This is a genomic window from Curtobacterium sp. L3-7, from assembly GCF_048756585.1.
GTDB lineage: Bacteria > Actinomycetota > Actinomycetes > Actinomycetales > Microbacteriaceae > Curtobacterium.
This window is the reverse complement of the sequence record NZ_CP151474.1, coordinates 3,760,865-3,781,218: the sequence shown is the minus strand read 5'-3', so window position 1 is coordinate 3,781,218 and position 20,354 is coordinate 3,760,865. Positions and strand designations below refer to the sequence as shown.

Below are 20,354 nucleotides of genomic sequence, written 5' to 3'. Positions count from 1 at the left end.
TCAGAGCGGCAGCGTGGCGCCGGCGAGGAGCGCCTTCCCCGCCGTGACCTCGGCGCTGTAGGTCGAAGGACTCTGCCAGAGGGCGGCGAGTCGGGCGCCGTCGCCGTCGTCGTACCCGCTCGCGGTGAACGCCCGCGCGTACTCGGCATCGGTGTACGTCGTCGGCGGTGCCGGCATGGGTCGGTGGGCGATCACCCCAGCTCCGAGTTTCGTCTTCACGGTGTCGACGTCGGGCACGCCCCAGGCGACGGCGAGCCCCAGAGCCTGCTGGAAGTCCCCGTACCCGAGGAAGAAGGCGTTGCGCTGCTGCTCCTGCGTGAACGGGTAGCTGGCGGCGTCCCCGGCGGCGAACGGCAGCGCGGTCCCGGCTCGCAGATCGGCGCCCGCTCGACCCTTCGCCGTCGTGACGTCGGTGTTCCACGCCGCGGCCAGTGCGACCGCGTCGTCCGCGTACGGCGATGCCTGGAACCGCGCGATGTCCGCATCGCCGTACTGCACCTTCGGCACGGGCGTCGGCTGGGCGGTCGGAGTCGAGCCGTGCGCCGAGGTGCGTTCCGGTGCGGCGAGGGCGCCGACGGAACCGAGACCGACGAGCGATCCGGCCACGGCGCAGGCGACCGCCACGGTGGCGGCAGAGCGACGGAACGCGGCTCCGGTGGTCCGGGGGTCGGTCTCGCGGTTCGACATGCAACGCTCCTCGTCCGCTCGACGGCTCGTCCGCCAGCGACACGTCGACACTACGAGCGCCGTCGCGGGCCGGCAACGCGGACGGACCGATTCAGACCATCGGTGCCCGATCGTCGACCAAAGGATGATCCGGCGTCCGCGGGCACTGGTCGAGACTGACGACATGCACGATGAGGGGTTCGCAACGGGGACGGTCCGGTGACGCGCGGTGGGGTACCCGCTGCGCGACACGGTCGGCAGCGTCGACACGGCACGCTCGGTCCGGCGGTCAAGGCCGTCGCCGCGGTCGCCGCGATCGGGTTGGTGAGCGTCGGTTCCGTCGCCGCGATCGCGTCGTGGCAGGTGGTGCGTGATGCGAAGCCGACGGTCTCGCTCGCGATGCCGGGCAGTCACTCGAGCGCCGCACCGCAGCTGACGGCCGCGACCGGCGAGGTGAACATGCTGCTCGTCGCGACGGACACCCGCGAGGGGCAGGGTGCCGGCTTCGACGACGCGGCGAACCTCCGTGCGAGCTCCGGCGTCGGGCACAACGACTCGAACCTGCTGGTGCACATCTCCGCGGACCACACCAACATGGCGGTCGTCAGCTTCCCGCGCGACCTCGTCGTCCCGATCCCCGCGTGCGAGAACGACCAGGGCACGGTCGTGCCCGCGGTGCCGGCAGCGATGCTCAACACCGCGCTCGGCCGAGGGGGCGAGCAACACGGGCTCGCCTGTGTCGCGAAGACGATCGACCAACTCACCGGACTCCAGATCGGCTACGCCGGCATGATCACCTTCGACGGCGTCGTGGCGATGGCGGACGCCGTCGGTGGGGTCGAGGTGTGTCTCGCGACCCCGATCCACGACACCGACGTCACCCCGGCGCTCGACCTGCAGGCGGGCGACCGGAAGCTGTCCGGAGCGGAGGCGGCCGCGTTCCTCCGGTCTCGGTACGGCGTCGGGGACTCCAGCGACCTCGCCCGGATCAGCAACCAGCAGACCTTCATGGCGGCGCTCGCGCGGCAGACGGTGTCCGCCCGCACGCTCACCGACCCGGGGAAGGTGCTGCGGCTGGCCACGACGGCGTCGAAGCACATGACCCTCTCGGACACGCTCGCGGACCCGACCACCCTCGCTCGGCTGGCGCTCGCGGTGAACTCCGTCGGGCTGGCGAACATGACCTTCGTCCAGTACCCGGTCGTCGACGACCCGACGGACCCCGCGCGGGTCCTGGTCGCCGAGGGTCCGGCGAGCGCCCTGAACGCCGTGCTGCAGCAGGACCAGCCGGTGGTGCTCGGAGCGGAGAGCCTCGGTCGCTCCGCAGTCCGCGACCCGTCGGCCCCGCCGTCAGGAGCACCAGACGGGTCGGCCGCACCGGGGGGAGCAACCGCACCGGGGGGATCGGCACAAGGGGGATCGGCACAAGGGGGATCGGCTCCGCCCACGTCGTCGCCGCTCCCGGCCGACGTCTCCGGCCAGAGCGCGGCCACCGTCACCTGTGCGGCGAAGCGCTGACGCGAGTCGGTAGCGTGGTGGCCATGGCCGCCTTCACGCCCCCGCCCGCCGACGCCGTCCGGGCACGACTCCTGCTCGCCGGGCGCGACGAGTTCGCGGCCGTCGGGCTCGCGGCGTCCCGGATCGAGCGCATCTCGGCGGCGTCGTCGAGCAACAAGGCGCAGATCTTCCACTACTTCGGGAGCAAGGAGGGGTTGTTCGACGCGGTCGTCGCGCAGTCCGTCGCGGAGACGCTCCAGGACGTGCCGCTCGACACGGACGACCTCCCGGAGTACGCCGGGCGACTGCACGAAAGCTACGCCCGTCGCCCCTGGGCACTGCGGCTGGCGACCTGGTACCGCCTGGAACGCCAGGACGCCAGTCCCGTCGAGGACGTCGTCGTCGCCAACGAGGCCGTCGTGTCGGCGATCGAGCACGCGCAGCGCGCCGGCGTCGTCCCGCGGAGCTACCGGCCGGCCGTCCTCCTCGCGCTCGTCCTCACCACGGCGGCGATGTGGAGCACGACACCGGCAGGGTTCGAGCCACTCGTCCGAGCGGTCACCCCGGCACGGCGGCGGCAGATCGTCGTCGACGCCGTCGCCGCGCTCATCCGCTGACGCGGAAGCGGACCGTGTCGCCCGGTCGGAGCTGTGCCGCACGGTCGACGGACCCCGGCGTGAGGACCGCGACGACCGGGTAGCCGCCGGTCAGCGGGTGGTCGGCGAGGAACAGCACGGGGAAGCCCGCCGGTGGGACCTGCAGCGAGCCGGTCTCGACGCCTTCGCTCGGGAGCTCGTGCGTGACCGCCCGGACCAACGGTTCGGCGGCGGTCGTCCGGACCCCCACACGGTCGCTGTCCTGCGTGACGTGGTGGTCCTGGCCGGTCAGCGTCGTCCGCCACCCGGGCGTGAACCAGTCGTCGCGCGGACCCGGCACGACGTCGAGCACGACGGACTCCCACGGCCACGGCCCGAGCGGCGGGGCGACGGCGTCGACGACGGGCCACGCGTCCGCGGCGTTCCCGATGTCGAGCACGTCGCCGGCAACCAGGGGCGCCGGACCGAGCTGCGCGAGCGAATCCCACGACCGGCTCCCGAGGACCGGTGCGACCGCGAACCCGCCACGGACCGCGACGTACGTGCGCAGCCCGGTGTCCGGCACGCCGATGTCGAGCGTGTCGCCGGGGTCGAGCGTGACGATCTCGTACGCGGCCGCGCCGCGGACCGAGCCGTCCGCCCGCGTGACGTGGACAGGGGGAGCCGCTCCGGTGACGGCGGCGACCACGTGCGAATCGGCGCGGAGCGTGACGGAGCCGAGCAGGGCCTCCAGGACGGCCGCGTCCGGACGGTTGCCGACCACGCGGTTGGCCAGCGCAGCAGACCCGCGATCGGCGGCGCCGGCAGCGCCGAGGCCCATGTCGCTGAGACCGGGACGGCCGAGGTCCTGGGTCGTGACGCCGAAGCCGACGCGCAGGACGGTGAGCGTGCTCACGAGTCGGCCCGCACGAAGCGGATCCGGGTGCCCGCGGGGGCGAGCGCCGGTGGGTCGCGGTCGACCGACCACATCGGGACGTCGGTGCGGCCGATGAGCTGCCAGCCCCCGGGCGAGACCCGCGGGTAGACCGCGCTGAACTCGCCCGCGAGGGCGACGGCCCCGCTCGGGACGGCGGTGCGCGCGGTGTCGCGACGCGGGAGGTCCAACGCGGGCGACGTGCCGGTGAGGTAGCTGAAACCCGGGGCGAAGCCGCAGAACGCGCTCGTCCAGACCTGATCCGTGTGCCACGCGACGAGCTCGTCGCGCGTCATGCCCGTGATGGCGCCGACCGCGTCGAGATCGTCGCCGTCGTAGGTGACGGGGATGACGAGCGGGTCGGTGTCGCCGGCCCGCTCCGCGTCCGCGGGCTCGACGCGCGCGAGGTCGGCGCGGAGCCGTCCGGCATCCGTCCTGGCCGGGTCGAACCGGACGAGGAGCGTGCGGGCGCCGGACACGACCTCGGTCACGCCGGGCAGCACCGCGGCGGTGATCCCCGCGCGGAACGCCACGACCTCGGCCAGGGACCCGAACGTGACGAGCAGGGCGGTGCCACCCGCTGGTCGGACGTCCGGTGTGACGGCGTCGGGCGTCACGGCGCCGGGGTGAACGGCGCGATCGTGATGCCCTGCTCGGTGAGCAGCGCACGGATCGCGCGGGCCATCGCGACGGCGTCCGGTGAGTCACCGTGGACGCAGACCGAGTCGGCGCGCACCGGGATGTCCGAGCCGTCGACGGCGGTGGCGACGCCCTCGGTGACCATCCGGAGCACGCGGGCCGCCACGACGTCCGGGTCGTGCAGCACCGCGCCCGCCGTGCTCCTCGACACCAGCGACCCGTCCGGTTCGTACGCGCGGTCCGCGAAGGACTCGGTGACCGCGCGCAGGCCGTGGCGTTCGGCGGCACGGAGGAGTTCGGACCCCGGCAGCGCGAGCACGGCCAGGGACGGGTCGACGTCGGTGACTGCCCTGGTCACCGCGTCGGCCTGCACCGGGTCTGCGCACGCGGTGTTGTACAGCGCGCCGTGCGGCTTCACGTAGGTCACGGTCGTGCCGGCGACCCGCGCGGTGGCCGCCATCGCGCCGAGCTGGTGGACGACGTCGGCGTGCAGTTCGTCCGGCGTGACCTGGACCGGACGACGACCGAAGCCCACGAGGTCGCGGTAGGCCACGTGCGCCCCGACCGCGACCCCGCGCGATGCCGCGGCGCGGGCCGTGGCGAGCATGATCGTCGGGTCGCCGGCATGGAAGCCGCAGGCGACGTTCGCGCTCGAGACGACGTCGAGCATCGCGGTGTCGTCACCCATCGTCCAGGCGCCGTAGCCCTCGCCGAGGTCGCTGTTCAGGTCGATCGTCGTCACGCGTACCCCTGTCGTCGCCGAAGTTGTTCAACAATCTAGCGGCCAACCACGTCGACCGCACTCGTTGACATCGGTCAACGATGTGTGATGATTGACGTCTGTCAACTTTTCGGATGCAGCGTGGCATCCCGTTCCACCGAGGGAGCCCGATGTCACACACCCCACCAGCAGCCGTGCACGACCAGGAGTCTGCAGCACCCGCGATGTCGCACCGTCAGGTGCTCGAGGCGCTGTCCGGTCTGCTGCTCGGCATGTTCGTCGCGATCCTCGCGTCGACGGTCGTCAGCACGTCGCTCCCGCGCATCATCGGTGACCTCGGCGGTGGGGAGAGTGCCTACACGTGGGTCGTGACCTCGACGCTGCTCGCGACGACCGTGTCCACCCCGGTCTGGGGCAAGCTCGCCGACCTCTTCAACCGCAAGCTCCTCATCCAGCTGTCGCTCGTGATCTTCGTGCTCGGCTCGGCGCTGGCCGGCTTCTCGGAGAACCCCGGCACGCTCATCACCTTCCGAGTGGTGCAGGGCCTCGGGGCCGGTGGACTCACCGCCCTCAGCCAGATCATCCTGGCGGACATCATCAGTCCCCGTGAGCGCGGGCGCTACGGCGGCTACTTCGGCGCCGTCATGGCGGTCGGCACCGTCGGTGGCCCGCTGTTCGGCGGCCTGCTGACGGACAGCCTCGGATGGCGCTGGAACTTCTTCGTCGGCGTCCCGTTCGCGATCGCCGCGATCATCCTGCTCCAGCTCACCCTGAAGCTGCGTGCCCTGCCGAAGCGCAAGGTCTCGATCGACTACCTCGGCATCGCGTTCATCGCGGGCGGCGTCTCGCTGCTGCTGATCTGGGTCACGCTCGCCGGCAAGAACTTCGACTGGGTGTCGCCCACGTCCTTCGTCATGGTGATCGGCGCGGTCGTCCTGCTCGTCGCCACGGTGTTCGTCGAGCTCCGCGCCAAGGAGCCGGTCATCCCGATGACCCTCTTCCGGAACCGCACCTTCACGATGGCCGTGATCGGCTCGATCGCCGTCGGCATCGCCATGTTCGGCGCGACGGTCTACCTGGCGCAGTACATGCAGCTGGCCCGCGGAGCGACCCCGACGCAGTCCGGCCTGCTGACCATCCCGATGATCGGCGGTCTGCTCATCGCCTCGACCGTCGGCGGCATGCTCGTCACGAAGACGGGCAAGTGGAAGCCGATCATGACGATCGGGTCGATCGCACTCGTGGTCGGTCTCGCACTGATGGGCACGATCCAGTACGACACCCCGTACGTCGTCGTCGCGGTCTACATGTTCGTCATGGGCGCCGGTGTCGGGTCGGTCATGCAGAACCTCGTCCTCGTCGTGCAGAACACCACTGAGCCGAAGAACATCGGTGCGGCGTCCGCCGGTGTCGCGTTCTTCCGGTCCCTCGGTGGTGCGCTCGGCGTCTCCGTCCTCGGGACCGTCCTCGGCACCCGGGTCTCGGACCTGATCGGTGACAAGCAGGCGGAGCTCGGCAAGGCGATCGCGGCACTCGGCGAGAAGGGCGCGGCCGTCGCCAAGGAGCTCGCCTCCGGCAGCATCCCGGCCGTCAGCCAGCTGCCGCACGGCGTCCGCGAGATCATCGAGTCCGCCTACGGCCAGGCGGTCGCGAACATCTTCCTCATCGCCGCGCCGATCGCGATCCTCCTCGTCCTGGCGATCGTCTTCATGCCGAACAAGCCGCTCACCACGAAGACCGTCGCCGAGCGCTCCACCGACCAGGGGCCGCTCGCGGGATCCGCCGAGGACTTCGCCGGTGTCGGGACCGTCACGGGTTCGAACCCGGTGATCGAGACCAGCGGTTCGCAGGGCGGTGGCAGGGCGCATGGTCGACACTCGTGAGGTGACCAAGCCCACGGAATCGGCCGGGCCCGGGGTCCCCGACGGGATCGCGACCCGCATCGACACGCTCGAACGGCAGTTCGCCGCGCTGTACAACGCGTACCGCCAGCAGATGCGACAGCGCTCAGACGACATCGATCCGGCCCTGCAGCCGTCTGGGTACCGGACACTGGTGGAGCTCGTCGTCGGTGGTCCGACGGGTGCGCGCGACCTCGCCGAGGCCCTCGGGTTCGACAAGAGCGTGCTCAGCCGGCAGCTCCACCAGCTCGAGGAGCTCGGGCTCGTGTCCCGGTCGACCGATCCGACGGATCGGCGGGCGATCATCGTCGCGGCCACCGCGGACGCGATCGAGCGGATGGAACGCACGCGGAGCACGGCTCGGGACGAGTTCCGGGGCGCGCTCTCGCGGTGGTCCGAGCACGACCTCGACGAGCTCGCACGGTTGCTCCGGCAGCTCTGATCGTCCCGTAGTCTTCGGCGGTGGATGCAGTGCTGCCCTCGGGGACGACCAGGCGTCGCGTCGAGCTCCGGATCGTGAAGCCCGCGGTCGCGTGGTTCGCCCGGCCGACCGTGACGATCGACGGCGTCGGACACCCGGCGCAGTGGGGGACGGGCACGTGGGCGGTCCCCGACGAGGGCACGACGGTCCTCGGTGTCTACCTGTTCAACCGGGCGTGGCGGTTCGGTGCTGCGTCGATGACCGTCACCGCGTCCGTCGGCGTCCTCGAGTACCGCGGCGGGCTGCTCCCGGTCGGGCCCGGCCGTCTCCGCAGCGTCTGAGGGGTCGTCGACCAGTCGCGGTGCCGGGCCACCGCCGCAGCGCCCCGGGTCACTGCCCGTCGGCGTGCAGCGCCGCCGTCAGCTTGTCGAGCGCGGCGGCGGCCTGCGCGAGGACCGCTCGCTCGGACGGTGTCAGCGAACGTTCGGCGGCCGCGAGGATCCGCGTCGACCGGCGGATGCGCGAGGACGCGATCACCTCCCGCCCCGTGTCGGTCAGCGCGACGAGCACGCCCCTGGCATCGGCCGGGTCCGGGGTCCGCGCCACGAGTCCCTGCTCCTCGAGGTCCGCCACCGTCACCCGCATCGTCTGGTGGCGCACCCGTCGCAGCCGTGCGAGCGCCGCGATGCTGTACGCGCCGTCCCGGGCGAGGAACCCGAGTACCTCGATCTGCCCCTCCGGCGTGGTCTCCGTCCGGCGGATCGCGCGCACGCTCTCGCCGATCGCCCGTCGGAGTTCGTTCGCGTCGTCGAGCGTGAACGTCTGCTCATCGATGCCCATGCGAAAACTGTACAGGCAGCCTGTACAGTTACGGACATGGAACTCACGAAGTACACCCACGCCACCGTCGTGCTCACCAAGGGCGAGCACACCCTCGTGATCGATCCGGGCGCCTACACGCCGAACTCCGCGGAACTCGTCGCGCACACCACCGCGGTGCTCGTCACCCACGACCACCCCGACCACTTCGACGCCGCGATCCTGGGTGCGGCGCTCGACGCCCAGCCCGACCTCCGCGTCTGGGCTCCGGCGAACGTCGCTGCCGAGCTCGGCGACCGGGACGGCCGCGTGACGACGGTCACCGCAGGCGACGCGTTCGAGGCCGCCGGCTTCGCCGTGCAGGTCGTCGGTGGTGACCACGCCGTCATCCACGCGGACATCCCGCTCATGCGCAACGTCGGCTACGTCGTCGACGGCAACGTGTACCACCCGGGCGACGCGTACTTCGTGCCCGAGGAATCGGTCCAGACGCTCCTCGTCCCGACCTCCGGTCCGTGGGCGAAGCTCGGCGAGCTGGTCGACTTCGTGCGCGCCGTGCACCCCGCCCGTGCCGTGCAGATCCACGACCTCATGCTCAGCGACGCCGGCAAGGGCTCCTTCGCGCAGTTCACGGGGCAGCTGACGGGTGTCGAGCTGGTCACCGTCCCGGACGGCGAGACCATCACGGTCTGACGCGGGTGCGCGCAGACAGGAGGCTCGGTGCCAGCTGGCACCGAGCCTCCTGTCCGTCTGTCCTGACGACGCCGACGAGCGTCGCGAGGAGAGCAGGACCGAGACGGCGGCGGGGGTTCGTCAGAGCACGCGCTCCAGCAGCCGCAGTGTCCCTGCGATGTCGACGCTGCGGTCCAGCAGCCACTGGACCTGGAGGCCGTCGAACGCGGCGATGATGAGCGACGCGACCTGGTCGAGATCGGCATCGGAGTGTCGACCGGACGCCTGCAGCTCGTCGCGCAGCTGCGCGGCGAGGTCCGCGCGGGCGATCTCGAACCGCTCCGCGAAGAAGGCGCGGGAGGTCTCGTTGCCCGGTTCCACCGACGTCGCGAGGAGCGTCGTGTACATCGTCACGAGCCCGGGCACGCTGACGTTGTGGTCCGCCGCGCCGGCCATCCGGTTCAGGACGCCGTCGACACCGTCGAGCCGACGGGTCGACTCGGCGTCGCGCTCCCGCAGGACCTCGAGGAGCAGTGCCTCACGCGAGTCGAAGTAGTGCCGCAGTGCCGCGTGGGAGACGCCGATCGCCTCGCCGATCGCCCGCAACGAGGTGCCGTCGATGCCCTTCGACGCCACGACGTCGAGCGTCCGGTCGAGGATCTCCTTCCGACGCTGCACGCCCTTGGCGTAGGGGCCTCGCGTGCCGGATCCGTCGCTGGAGCTCACCGTCGAAGGCTACCGCGGACGGCCGCGCCGTCTCGGTGACACCTGTTGCTCGGAGCAACTGCTATGGAATCGTCGCGCAATACTTCCGCGCGGATGTTTTCGGTGCTACTGTCCCTCAAAACCTAGCGCGGCTAGGAATCCAGGAGGGCATCTGCCCCTGATGGCTCGAGGAGGAGTCATGTCGACACCGACGTCGAAGGAAGAACCGCAGTCCGGCCTCGCCGGGACCGCAACCCCGCCGGTCACCGCCGCCGCAGGCGCGACGAGCACGGATCCGGCAGCGGCATCCCGTGCGTTCTCGGTCGAGGGCCTCACGCAGTCCGTCAGCACCGTGCGTGTCGGGCGGAAGTACATGTGGGCGCTCAGCCTCGCGCAGTTCGGGCTCTTCGCCGCACTGCTCACCCCGGTGTTCGTCGGGATGACCATCAAGGCGACCGAGCTGAACCCCGCGAGCCCCGAGACGATCGTCGGCTCCGTGCTGCCGTTCGGTGCCCTCGGTGCACTCTTCGCGAACCCGCTCGTCGGCGCGTTCTCGGACCGCACCCGCACCCGATGGGGTCGTCGGCGCCCGTGGATGGTCGGCGGCATCGTGGTCTTCGTCGTCGCGCTCGCCTGGATCGCCTTCGCGCCGAACGTGCCCCAGCTGACGGTGGCCTGGGTCCTGGCGCAGGTGTCCGCGAACGCCGTGCTGGCTGCGCTGACCGCGAGCTTCGCCGACAACGTGCCCGAGTTCCAGCGCGGCAAGGCGTCGAGTGTCATCGCCCTCGCGCAGAACCTCGCGATCCTCGCCGGCCTGTACCTCGCCGTCTACCTGGTGGGCAACCTCCCGCTGCTCTTCATCGCACCGGGCGTCCTGGCGATCGCCCTGATCCTCGTCTACTCGTTCGTCGCCCGTGACGACCTGCCGACGAGCACGATCAAGCCGTTCAGCTGGATCAACCTGATCTCGTCGTTCTGGACCAACCCGATCAAGCACCCCGACTTCGGGCTCGCCTGGTGGGGCCGCTTCCTGATCACCTTCGGCACGTTCATGTTCACGACCTACCGGCTGCTGTACATGGAGGACCGCGTCGGGCTCCCGCAGGCCGAGGCGGTCGGGGTCGTCGCGTTCGGTGTGCTCCTCTACACGGTGGCACTGCTCGTCAGCGCATCGGTCTCCGGCTGGGTGTCCGACCGCGTCCGCCGCCGCAAGGTGTTCGTGTGGAGCTCCACCGCGCTCACCGCGGTCGGTCTCGTCATCCTCGCGCACGTCGACAGCGTCGGCGGGTTCTACTTCGCCGAGATCGTGATGGGCTTCGCCTACGGCATCTACGCCGCCATCGACACCGCACTGGTCGTCGACGTGCTGCCGGACCCGGAGCGCCCCGGCAAGGACCTCGGCGTCATCAACATCGCCAACGCGCTGCCGCAGTCGCTCGCCCCGGCGGTCGGCCTGTTCCTCCTCGGCATCGGCGGCGGACAGAACTACACGCTCATGCTCTGGGGCGCCGGTGTCGCCGTGCTCCTCGGTGCGCTCGTCATCCTCCCGATCAAGTCGGTCCGCTAGCCGGTCCTGGCGCCAACGAAAGGACTCCCCATGGCACCCGCCATCTCGCTGCAGCTCTACACGGTGAACGCCGCGCTGGAGCCGGACCTCGACGCCGGGGTCGCACGGCTCGCCGCGATCGGCTTCGACACCGTCGAGGCATTCGCCTTCGTCGGTCGTTCCACGGAGCTGAAGTCGGCGTTCGACGCCCACGGCATCACCGCCACGACCGGCCACGCGTTCCTCGTCCAGCAGGAGATCCCCCTGCCGGACGGCACGACGATGACCGCACCGTCGCACGCCGACACGTTCGCCGCGGCGAAGGAGCTCGGCCTCCAGATCGTCATCGACCCGTTCGTCGGACCCGACGAGTGGACCACCCGCGAGGGCGTCGAGCGCGTCGCAGCGCGTCTCAACGCCGCAGCGGACGAGGCGGCCGAGCACGGCCTGCGCGTCGGCTACCACAACCACGACCACGAGCTCCGGCCGCACATCGACGGCAAGCCCGCACTGCAGGTGCTCGCCGAACTCCTCGACCCCCGCGTCGTGCTCGAGCTCGACCTGTACTGGGCGTCGGCCGCCGGCGTCGACGTCGTCGCCTTCGTCCAGGAGCTCGGTGACCGCATCGTCGCCGTGCACGTCAAGGACGGCCCGATGCGTTCCGGCATCTCCACCGCCGAGATCCCGCAGGACCAGACCCCGGCCGGACAGGGCGACGTGCCGATCGCCGAGGTCCTCGCCGCGGCACCAGCCCTCGAGTACGCCGTGATCGAGTTCGACCACTCGGAGCTGGACGTCTTCGACGCAGTCGAGCAGTCCTACCGGTGGCTCGCCGCGACGCTGGACAAGGAAGCGGTGTCGGCATGACGCGCACGGGCAGGGTCGGCATCGGGTTCATCGGTGCCGGCATGATCAGCGAGCAGTACCTGACGAACCTCACGACGTTCCCGGACGTCGAGGTCGTCCGGCTCGGCGACATCGACACCGAGCGCGCCGCAGCGTCGGCAGCGAAGTGGGGCGTCCCCGCGTGGGGCACCGGTGACGAGGTCCTCGCCGACCCCGACGTCGAGATCGTCATCAACCTGACACTCCCCGCCACCCACGTCGAGGTCTCGACCGCGGCGCTCCGCGCGGGCAAGCACGTCTGGAGCGAGAAGCCGATCGGGGTCGACCGGGCATCAGCCGCGGGCCTCGTCGCCCTGGCGGACGAACTCGGGCTGCAGCTCGGCATCGCGCCGGACACCGTGCTCGGCCCCGGATGGCAGACCGCCAAGCGCGCGATCGAGTCCGGCGCGATCGGCACCCCGCTGACCGCCGTGACGAGCATGCAGTGGCAGGGACCCGACGTGTTCCACCCGAACGCGTCGTTCCTCTACGCCAAGGGTGCAGGCCCGCTGTTCGACATCGGTCCGTACTACTTCACGGCGCTCGTGCACCTGCTCGGCCCGGTGGCGTCCGTCGTCGCGACCGGTTCGAAGTCCCGGGAGACCAGGGACCTGGTGGTCGGGCCGAACGCCGGGCAGTCCTTCCCGGTCGAGGTCCCGACGCACGTGTCCGTGCTGACGGCCTTCGAGCAGGGCGGTCAGGCGCAGTCGCTGCTGTCCTTCGACACCCCGCTGTTCAGGCACGGCGTGTTCGAGGTGAACGGCACCGAGGGCACGATCGTGCTGCCGGATCCGAACACGTTCGGCGGTGGGCACCCGATCCGCATCGCGCGGCCGCTGACGAAGGACGCGACGTTCCCGTTCGAGCAGTCCTTCGAGACGCTCCTCGACGAGGAGCCGACGGTCGGTCGAGGTCTCGGCGTCCTCGACATGGCGCGGGCGATCCGCGGTGGTGGCTCGCACATCGCCACCGGCGAGGTCGGGTACCACGTGCTCGACACGATGGTGGCTGTGGAGGAGTCGATCGCCGCGCGGTCCTTCGTCGAGGTCGAGTCGACGGTGGAGCCGATCGCCTCGCTCCCCGAGGACTTCGACCCGTTCGCCGCGACGCTCGCGACCGTCGCGGTCTGACCGGACTACCGGGGCCCGCCCACGGCGGTGACCCCGGTGGTCCGTCGGCCGCGTCGCCAGACGGCGGCCGTCAGCGGCGTGCCGATCCGGTACGGGATGTGCGCGGCCGTCGGCGCGTCGATCACCTGGAGGTCGGCCGGCCCGCCGACGTGGATGCGGCCGACGGCGTCCGTGCCGGTGTCGAGGCCGAGCGCGGCCGCACCGCCGAGGGTCGCCGCACCGAGCGCCTCCTCGAGCGTGAGCCGCTGCTGGAGCACCGCGGTGGCGACCTGGAACTGCATCGACGACGTGAAGGACGTGCCCGGGTTGCAGTTCGACGCGAGCGCGATCCGGGCTCCGGCGTCGACCAGTGTTCGGGCCGGCGCGAACGGCGCCCTGGTCGACAGGTCGCACGCCGGCAGCAGCGTGGCGATCGTGTCGGACCCCGCGAGCGCGGCGACGTCGGCGGCCGACAGGTGGTTGCAGTGGTCGACGCTCGCTGCGCCGAGCTCGACGGCCAGTGCGACGCCGCCGGTCTCGCCGAGCTGGTTGCCGTGCACCCGGAGCCCGAGCCCCGCTGCGCGGCCGGCGAGGAGCACGGCGCGCGACTCGTCGGGGGAGAACGCCCCCGATTCGCAGAAGACGTCGATGAACCCGACGTGGGGGCGGACGGCGTCGAGCATCGGGCCGGTGACGAGGTCGAGGTACGTCCGTCGATCGACTCCCGTCGGCACCACGTGCGCGCCGAGGAAGGTCACGACGTCCGCGACCTGCGCGGCGATCCTGGCGAGCCGGAGTTCGGTGTCGACGTCCAGGCCGTAGCCCGTCTTCGCCTCGATCGTCGTCGTGCCCTGTGCGACGGCCTCGTCGACGAGGGCCGCGGCCCTCCGGCTGAGCTCCTGGTCCGTCGCGTCCCGGGTCGCCGCGACCGTGGTCATGATCCCGCCCGCTTCGTAGGGGCGCCCGGCCATCCGGTCCACGAACTCGGTCGCGCGGTCACCGGCGAAGACGAGGTGCGTGTGCGAGTCGACCCAGCCGGGCAGGCAGGCGCGGCCACCGACGCTCGTGCGGTGGTCGGCGGCGGGCGCGTCGGCGGCCGGGCCGATCCACGCGACGCGGCCGTCCTCGACGACGACGGCCTGGTCGTGACGGACGACGGACGCGGCGGCCGCGTCGGAGCCGTCGGCGTCCGCGGGGTCCATCGTGCGGAGTTCGCCGATGTCCGTGATGAGTTCGCTCGTCATGCGCGCGGTCCGTTCGTCGAGGCGGATTCGGTCGGTCCGGCAGCGCCGATCACGTGGATCACGTCGATCGCATCGTGGAGCAGCGCGGCGGGGGAGCGGCCGTCGACGAGCACGCCGCGGTCGGCGACGACCCGGCCAGCGACGACCACCCGGAGCACGTCGGACGCCGTCGCCGTGAGGAGGAGCTGCTCCGGCCGGGCGCCGATGGTGCGGACGGTCGCGGAGTCGATCTCGACGAGGTCGCACACGGCGCCGACGCCGATGCCCCCGGTGACGCCCAGGGCTCGGTAGCCGGCGGTGGACCGTGCGGCATCGAGCTCCCGCGGGGAGAAGACCCCGCGCTGTCGGGCGTGGAGGCGTTCGCCCGCCTCGAGTCCGCGGACCTCGAGGAACGGGTCGACGACGGCGTTCTGGTCGGACCCGAGCGCGATGGTCGCACCGGCGTCGGCGAGTCGCCCGGCCGGACCGATGCCGTCGCCGAGGTCCGCCTCGGTCGTGGGGCAGATCACCGCGGAGACCCCGGCGTTCCCCAGCTGGACGATCTCGTCGTCGGTCAGGTGCGTGGCGTGCACGACGCTCAGCCGAGGACCGAGCGCCCCGGCGTCGGCGAGCACCCGCGTCGGCCGGACGCCGTACGCGGCGAGGCTCTGCTCGTTCTCGGCGGGCTGCTCGGACAGGTGCACGTGGAGCGGGACGTCGTCGGCGAGCCCGCTCGCGATCACCGCGACGTCGGAGGGCGCGACCGCACGGACGGAGTGCACCGCGGCGCCGACCGTCACGAGCGGGTCGTCGCCGAGCGCGGCTCGGAGGGCGTGCCAGCGCTCGAGCCATGCCGCTGCCGACCCGTCGCCGAACCGGCGTTGCTCCGCCGCGAGGGGCTGCCCCGGCGCTCCGGTGAGGTAGCAGGTGTCGAGCAGGGTCAGGCGGATGCCGACCTCGCGCGCGGCGTCGGCGATGGCGAGGCCGACGGCGTTCGGGTCGTCGTACCGGGACCCGTCCGGGCGGTGGTGCACGTAGTGGAACTCCCCGACGGCGGTCCAGCCGGCGGCGAGCATCTCCCCGAAGACGCCGACCGCGAGCTGGCGGTACGTGTCCGGGTCGAGGGCTGCGGCGGCTCGGTACATCGCGGTGCGCCACTGCCAGAAGTCGCCGCCGTCCGCGTGGGTCCGCCCACGGAGCACCCGGTGGAACGCGTGCGAGTGGGCGTTGCCCGATCCGGCGAGGACGGTGCCGAGCCGCAGGTCCCCGGCGCGCGGCGAGACGCCGACCGTCACGGCGGTGATCCGACCGGCTCCGTCGAGGTCGAGGCGAACGTCGGACCGTGCGACGCCGTCGACGACCGCGGTCGCGCAGTGCACCGCGGTCGCGCAGTGCACCGCGGTCGCGCAGTGCACCGCGGTCGCACCGGCAGCGCCGCCGGTCACGTCGACGCCCGCATCACGGTCGTGAGCGCCTCGACCCCGGCGGCGCAGTCGTCGGCGTCCGACCACTCTTCCGGCGCGTGCGAGACGCCGGTGGGGTTCCGGACGAAGAGCATCGCGGACGGGACGTTCGTGGAGAGGACCCCGGCGTCGTGCCCCGCGCCCGTCGGCAGCACGGGCACGTCGCCCTCGAGCACGCGGTCGATCGCCGCCCGCGGTCCCTCCGGGAAGTCGACACGGCTCGACCAGGACTCCTCGGTCACCTCGAGCGCGCAGCCGTTCGCGGCGGCGGCGTCCTCGGCCGCGGCGACGATCGCCCCGACGACGTTGCGGGTCACGGCGTCCTCGCCGGCCCGGGCGTCGAGCCAGAACTCCGCGGTCGACGCGATCACGTTCGTCCCGCCGGGGACCGCTCGGAGCCGTCCGACCGTCGCCCGGGCGTCCGCTGCCGAACGAGCGATCCCGGGCACGGCGGCGATGGCTGCAGCGGCCGCGACGACCGGGTCGCGCCGGTCGGTCATGCGTGTCGCGCCGGCGTGGTTGCCCTGCCCGGAGAACCGGAAGCGCCAGCGGCCGTGCCCGAGGATGCTCGACGCGAGCGCGACGGGCGACCCGAGGTCGACGAGTCCGCGCCCCTGCTCGACGTGCAGTTCGACGAACGTGCCGATGCCGGCCAGGCGATCCGGATCCGGGCCGACGGCGGACGGGTCGATGCCGGCGGAGGTGAGCACTGCCTCCAGGCTGGTGCCGCCCGCGTCGGTCAACGCGAGCGCTCGTTCCGGGCTGATGGCGCCGCTCAGCAGGCGCGACCCGAGGCAGGCGACGCCGAAGCGCGAGCCCTCCTCCTCGGCGAAGACGGCGATCGCCGTCGGTCGCGACGGGCGGTGCCCCTCCTGCTGCAGACGTGCGACGGCGTCGAGTGCCGAGACGACGCCGAGCGGGCCGTCGAAGGCGCCGCCGCCGGGGACCGAGTCGAGGTGGGATCCCGTGACGAACGCATCGGGCCCCGGTGCGCCCCACCATGCCCAGGTGTTGCCGTTCCGGTCGCGCTCGACGTCGAGACCGAGGCGCTCCGCACGCTCGACGAACCAGTCGCGGAGGTCGCGCTCGGCGTCGTCCAGCAGGTGCCTGGAGTACCCGCCGCGGACGGTGTCCCGCCCGACCTCGGCGATCTCGGCCAGCCCCGGGAGGACCGTCGCGCCCGAGTCGGTCATGCTCAGACCTCCCACATGGGGACGCGGAGGCCACGTTCGCGGGCGACCTCCTCGGCACGCTCGTAGCCCGCGTCCACGTGGCGCATGACACCGGTGCCCGGGTCGTTCACGAGCACGCGGGCGATCTTCTCGGCGGCGAGGTCCGTGCCGTCGGCGACGACGACCTGGCCGGCGTGGATGGAGCGGCCGATACCGACGCCGCCGCCGTGGTGGATGGACACCCAGGTCGCGCCGGACGCGGTGTTGAGCAGGGCGTTCAGGAGCGGCCAGTCGGCGATCGCGTCCGAGCCGTCCTGCATGGACTCGGTCTCGCGGTACGGGGACGCGACCGACCCGGAGTCCAGGTGGTCGCGGCCGATCACGATCGGCGCGGAGATCGTGCCGTCCGCGACGAGCTCGTTGAACCGCAGGCCGGCGAGGTGGCGCTCCTGGTACCCGAGCCAGCAGATGCGCGCCGGGAGCCCCTCGAACTGCACCTTCTCGGACGCCGAGGTGATCCAGCGGCGGAGCTTCTCGTCCTCGGGGAAGAGCTCGAGGATCGCCCGGTCCGTCGCCGCGATGTCGGCGGGGTCGCCGGACAGGGCGGCCCAGCGGAACGGGCCCTTGCCCTCGGCGAAGAGCGGGCGGATGTACGCGGGCACGAAGCCGGGGAACGCGAACGCCCGGTCGTAGCCGGCGAGCTCGGCCTCGCGGCGGATGGAGTTGCCGTAGTCGAACACCTCGGCGCCCGCGTCCATGAACCCGACCATCGCCTCGACCTGCTTGGCCATGGACCGGCGCGAGTCGTCGATGAACGTGTCGCGCTCCTGCTCGGCGCGGTCGTGCCACGTCTGGACGTCGTAGCCCTCCGGCAGGTAGCTCAGCGGGTCGTGCGCGCTGGTCTGGTCGGTGACGACGTCGATCGCGACGCCGCGCCGGAGGAGCTCGGGGAACACCGTGGCCGCGTTGCCGACGAGCCCGACCGAGAGCGCCCGTCGCTCCGCCTTCGCGCGGGTGACCCGCTCGATCGCGTCGTCGATGTCGTCCGTCATCTCGTCGAGGTACCGGTGCTCGACACGGCGCTGCAGACGGCTCGCGTCCACGTCGACGACCAGGGCGACACCGCCGTTGAGCGTCACCGCGAGCGGCTGCGCGCCGCCCATGCCCCCGCAGCCGCCGGTGAGCGTGATCGTGCCGGCGAGGGTACCCCCGAACCGCTTGTCGGCGACGGCGGCGAAGGTCTCGTAGGTGCCCTGCAGGATGCCCTGCGTGCCGATGTAGATCCACGACCCGGCGGTCATCTGCCCGTACATCGTCAGGCCCTCCGCCTCGAGCTTGCGGAACTCGGGCCACGTCGCCCAGTCGCCGACGAGGTTCGAGTTCGCGATGAGCACCCGCGGCGCCCACTCGTGCGTGCGGAAGATCCCGACGGGCTTGCCGGACTGCACCAGGAGCGTCTCGTCCGACTCCAGGTCGCGGAGTGCGTGCACGATCGCGTCGAACGCCTCCCAGCTGCGGGCGGCGCGGCCGGTGCCGCCGTAGACGACGAGGTCGTCCGGGCGCTCGGCGACCTCCGGGTCGAGGTTGTTCATCAGCATCCGCAGCGGCGCCTCGGTCTGCCAGCTCTTCGCGCTGATCTCCGTGCCGCGCGCCGCTCGGACGGGGCGTGCGCCCACCGTGCTCGGGGTGGACTGTCCGGTGCGGGTCATGGTGCTCCTTCTCGGGCCGTGCGTCGTCGCGTCGTGGCTGGGGGCCGCGGCCGGGGCGTGTGGTGGCCGGGCTGCCACGTCCATCCGACACGAACGCCGCGGTCCGCAGGGTGCTCCACGGCAGGTAGTGTCCGGGATACCGGACACGAAACACGGCGGCGACAGGAGGACCGTGCCCAAGGCCCCTGCAGCGGACTCGACGCTGCGCATCCTGACCGTGCTGGGCTCCCAGCGTGGTCCGATGGCGGCGGCCGCCATCGCGACGCGGCTCGGACTCCCGCGCTCCACCGTCTACCAACTCCTGTCCACGCTGGTCGACCACGGGTTCGTGATCCACCTCCCCGAGAGCCGGCGGTACGCGCTCGGGCTCGCGTCGTTCGAGCTCGGGTCCGGGTTCACGCGCCAGCAGCCGCTGTCGTTGCTCGGCGCACCGCTGCTCGCGACCCTGGTGGACCGGACCGGGGAGAGTGCGCACCTGGCGGTCATGCACGGCGCTGAGGTCGTGTACGTCGTCGAGGAGCGTGCGCGGCACCGGCCGACGCTCGTCACCGAGGTCGGGGTCCGGCTGCCGGCGCACCTCACCGCGAGCGGTAAGGCGATGCTCGCCGCGCTGCCGCCGGCGCAGCTCCGTGCGCTGTACCCGTCCGACTCGGCGTTCGTGTCGCGGACCGGCACCGGGCCGTCCGACGGTCGCGCGCTCCGGGCCGAGCTGGCCGTGATCCGGGAGGCAGGGGTCGCCACCGAGGTCGGCGCCGTCACGCAGGGACTCGCCTCCGTCGGCGTCGCGGTGCTCGACGGGAGCGGGTGGCCGGTGGCGAGCGTGGCGTGCACGTACCGGTCCGATGACGACGGCGCGGCCCCGGATGGTCTTGTGCAGGAGGTCACGCGCGTCGCGGGGGAGCTGTCACGGCGGATCGGCGGCGCCGACGCTCCGCCGCAGAAGTGAGCGATCCGATTTAATCCGCTCGAAACGACAACTGCTACCCAGTGGCAGCGCGTTTGCATAGGGTGACAGCATGGAGCAAGAACCCACCGGCGGGCCCGGCATGCGGACGATCGACCGAGCGCTCCGGCTGCTCGGGCTGGTGTGCGACGCCGACGGACTCACCCTCACCGAGGTCGCACGGCGCGCCGACCTGTCCGCGAGCACGGCGCTCCGACTGCTCCGTTCGCTCGAGTCGCACGAGTTCGTCCGCCGCGACGAGGACGGGCTGTTCACCGCAGGCCCCCACCTGGTGCAGCTCGGCGCCGCAGCACTCTCGAACACGGCCCTGGTCGTCCAGGCCCGCGATGCGATGCGACGCGTCGCGGACGGCACGACCGAGTCCTGCTACCTCAGCGTCTTCGGGACGGGGAACACCGCGGTGCACCTCGCGATCGCGGAGGGCACGCAGTCCATCCGCCACGTCGGCTGGGTCGGACGCGCCATCCCCGTGGAGGACACGGCGGTCGGCAGGGTCCTGCTCGGTGACGTCGGGCCCGACGGGTACGTCGTGGTCGTCGAGGGCGCCGAGAAGGACGTCACCGCGGTCTCCGTGCCGATCTCCGCCGGCAGCCGCGTCGTCGCCGCGATGTCCTGCCTGGTCCCGAGCTACCGACTGACCACCACCGACGACGTCGCCCGGATCGGCGGCTGGCTCGTCCGTGAAGCGGCGTCGGTGTACGAACCCCCCCGCTGAACCCCTCCGTCCAGCAGG

General features: G+C 72.1%; 21 protein-coding genes. 11 read left to right on the top strand and 10 right to left on the bottom strand.

The genetic code is table 11. The features are described from left to right. Nucleotides 1-687 (bottom strand): hypothetical protein, encoded by a 687-nt coding sequence (locus AAEP80_RS18100; RefSeq protein WP_402729839.1) that lies wholly within the window; start codon nt 685-687, stop codon nt 1-3. Between the two features lie 198 nt (nt 688-885). Here AAEP80_RS18100 and AAEP80_RS18095 point away from each other — a divergent pair, with 198 nt between their 5' ends. Together AAEP80_RS18095 and AAEP80_RS18090 are read left to right on the top strand one after the other, a co-directional pair. After that, entirely contained in the window at nt 886-2,184 is a 1,299-nt protein-coding gene (locus AAEP80_RS18095) for an LCP family protein (RefSeq protein ID WP_420365405.1), read from the top strand. A gap of 23 nt (nt 2,185-2,207) precedes the next feature. Beyond that, nucleotides 2,208-2,780, top strand: a complete 573-nt coding sequence (locus AAEP80_RS18090; protein ID WP_420365404.1) for a TetR family transcriptional regulator — start codon at nt 2,208-2,210, stop codon at nt 2,778-2,780. Here the strand turns inward: AAEP80_RS18090 and AAEP80_RS18085 are convergent. The 3 genes from AAEP80_RS18085 to AAEP80_RS18075 are packed head-to-tail and all read right to left on the bottom strand — an operon-like array spanning nt 2,770 to nt 5,053. Next, a complete protein-coding gene (locus AAEP80_RS18085) occupies nt 2,770-3,654 on the bottom strand; it encodes a biotin-dependent carboxyltransferase family protein (RefSeq protein WP_420365403.1) in 885 nt (294 codons plus the stop codon). The two genes, AAEP80_RS18090 and AAEP80_RS18085, sit on opposite strands and share 11 nt — an antisense overlap. Beyond that, nucleotides 3,651-4,289, bottom strand: a complete 639-nt coding sequence (locus AAEP80_RS18080) for a 5-oxoprolinase subunit B family protein (protein WP_420365402.1) — start codon at nt 4,287-4,289, stop codon at nt 3,651-3,653. The genes AAEP80_RS18085 and AAEP80_RS18080 overlap by 4 nt, the downstream gene beginning before the upstream one ends. Then, nucleotides 4,286-5,053, bottom strand: coding sequence for a LamB/YcsF family protein (locus AAEP80_RS18075; protein WP_420365401.1), 768 nt, complete (start codon nt 5,051-5,053; stop codon nt 4,286-4,288). The genes AAEP80_RS18080 and AAEP80_RS18075 overlap by 4 nt, the downstream gene beginning before the upstream one ends. Before the next feature lie 149 nt (nt 5,054-5,202). Between AAEP80_RS18075 and AAEP80_RS18070 the strand changes: the two genes are divergently transcribed. The 3 genes from AAEP80_RS18070 to AAEP80_RS18060 are packed head-to-tail and all read left to right on the top strand — an operon-like array spanning nt 5,203 to nt 7,695. Then, on the top strand, nt 5,203-6,915 hold the full coding sequence (locus AAEP80_RS18070; RefSeq protein WP_420365400.1) for an MDR family MFS transporter: 1,713 nt from the start codon (nt 5,203-5,205) through the stop codon (nt 6,913-6,915). A 1-nt stretch (nt 6,916) separates the two neighbouring features. Then, complete coding sequence (locus AAEP80_RS18065; RefSeq protein ID WP_281265646.1) at nt 6,917-7,375, top strand: MarR family winged helix-turn-helix transcriptional regulator; 459 nt, start codon at nt 6,917-6,919, stop codon at nt 7,373-7,375. Nucleotides 7,376-7,395: 20 nt separating this feature from the next. Continuing rightward, entirely contained in the window at nt 7,396-7,695 is a 300-nt protein-coding gene (locus tag AAEP80_RS18060; protein ID WP_413601107.1) for a hypothetical protein, read from the top strand. 49 nt (nt 7,696-7,744) lie between these two features. Here the strand turns inward: AAEP80_RS18060 and AAEP80_RS18055 are convergent, their stop codons facing one another. Then, complete coding sequence (locus AAEP80_RS18055) at nt 7,745-8,194, bottom strand: MarR family winged helix-turn-helix transcriptional regulator (protein ID WP_420365399.1); 450 nt, start codon at nt 8,192-8,194, stop codon at nt 7,745-7,747. A gap of 36 nt (nt 8,195-8,230) precedes the next feature. Here AAEP80_RS18055 and AAEP80_RS18050 point away from each other — a divergent pair, with 36 nt between their 5' ends. Next, nucleotides 8,231-8,866, top strand: a complete 636-nt coding sequence (locus AAEP80_RS18050) for an MBL fold metallo-hydrolase (protein ID WP_420365398.1) — start codon at nt 8,231-8,233, stop codon at nt 8,864-8,866. A gap of 120 nt (nt 8,867-8,986) precedes the next feature. Here AAEP80_RS18050 and AAEP80_RS18045 read toward each other — a convergent pair whose 3' ends face one another. Next, complete coding sequence (locus AAEP80_RS18045) at nt 8,987-9,571, bottom strand: TetR/AcrR family transcriptional regulator (RefSeq protein ID WP_420365397.1); 585 nt, start codon at nt 9,569-9,571, stop codon at nt 8,987-8,989. 178 nt (nt 9,572-9,749) lie between these two features. Between AAEP80_RS18045 and AAEP80_RS18040 the strand changes: the two genes are divergently transcribed. Genes AAEP80_RS18040 through AAEP80_RS18030 form a run of 3 tightly spaced genes read left to right on the top strand, consistent with a single transcriptional unit; the run spans nt 9,750 to nt 13,111 of the window. After that, nucleotides 9,750-11,117 (top strand): MFS transporter, encoded by a 1,368-nt coding sequence (locus tag AAEP80_RS18040; RefSeq protein ID WP_420365396.1) that lies wholly within the window; start codon nt 9,750-9,752, stop codon nt 11,115-11,117. Nucleotides 11,118-11,147: 30 nt separating this feature from the next. After that, nucleotides 11,148-11,963, top strand: coding sequence for a sugar phosphate isomerase/epimerase family protein (locus AAEP80_RS18035; protein ID WP_420365395.1), 816 nt, complete (start codon nt 11,148-11,150; stop codon nt 11,961-11,963). Continuing rightward, on the top strand, nt 11,960-13,111 hold the full coding sequence (locus tag AAEP80_RS18030; protein ID WP_420365394.1) for a Gfo/Idh/MocA family protein: 1,152 nt from the start codon (nt 11,960-11,962) through the stop codon (nt 13,109-13,111). Before AAEP80_RS18035 ends, AAEP80_RS18030 begins: the two co-directional genes overlap by 4 nt. A 5-nt stretch (nt 13,112-13,116) precedes the next feature. Here AAEP80_RS18030 and hutI read toward each other — a convergent pair whose 3' ends face one another. Genes hutI through hutU form a run of 4 tightly spaced genes read right to left on the bottom strand, consistent with a single transcriptional unit; the run spans nt 13,117 to nt 18,657 of the window. After that, nucleotides 13,117-14,334, bottom strand: coding sequence for an imidazolonepropionase (gene hutI / locus AAEP80_RS18025; protein WP_420365393.1), 1,218 nt, complete (start codon nt 14,332-14,334; stop codon nt 13,117-13,119). Beyond that, on the bottom strand, nt 14,331-15,758 hold the full coding sequence (locus AAEP80_RS18020; RefSeq protein WP_420365392.1) for a formimidoylglutamate deiminase: 1,428 nt from the start codon (nt 15,756-15,758) through the stop codon (nt 14,331-14,333). The genes hutI and AAEP80_RS18020 overlap by 4 nt, the downstream gene beginning before the upstream one ends. Further along, nucleotides 15,755-16,969 (bottom strand): allantoate amidohydrolase, encoded by a 1,215-nt coding sequence (locus AAEP80_RS18015; protein WP_420365391.1) that lies wholly within the window; start codon nt 16,967-16,969, stop codon nt 15,755-15,757. The genes AAEP80_RS18020 and AAEP80_RS18015 overlap by 4 nt, the downstream gene beginning before the upstream one ends. Nucleotides 16,970-16,971: 2 nt before the next feature. Further along, nucleotides 16,972-18,657, bottom strand: a complete 1,686-nt coding sequence (hutU, locus tag AAEP80_RS18010) for a urocanate hydratase (protein WP_420365390.1) — start codon at nt 18,655-18,657, stop codon at nt 16,972-16,974. A 172-nt stretch (nt 18,658-18,829) separates the two neighbouring features. Between hutU and AAEP80_RS18005 the strand changes: the two genes are divergently transcribed. Together AAEP80_RS18005 and AAEP80_RS18000 are read left to right on the top strand one after the other, a co-directional pair. Then, nucleotides 18,830-19,603, top strand: coding sequence for an IclR family transcriptional regulator (locus AAEP80_RS18005; RefSeq protein WP_420365389.1), 774 nt, complete (start codon nt 18,830-18,832; stop codon nt 19,601-19,603). 70 nt (nt 19,604-19,673) lie between these two features. Beyond that, nucleotides 19,674-20,336 (top strand): IclR family transcriptional regulator, encoded by a 663-nt coding sequence (locus AAEP80_RS18000; protein WP_420365388.1) that lies wholly within the window; start codon nt 19,674-19,676, stop codon nt 20,334-20,336. Nucleotides 20,337-20,354 lie beyond the last annotated feature (18 nt).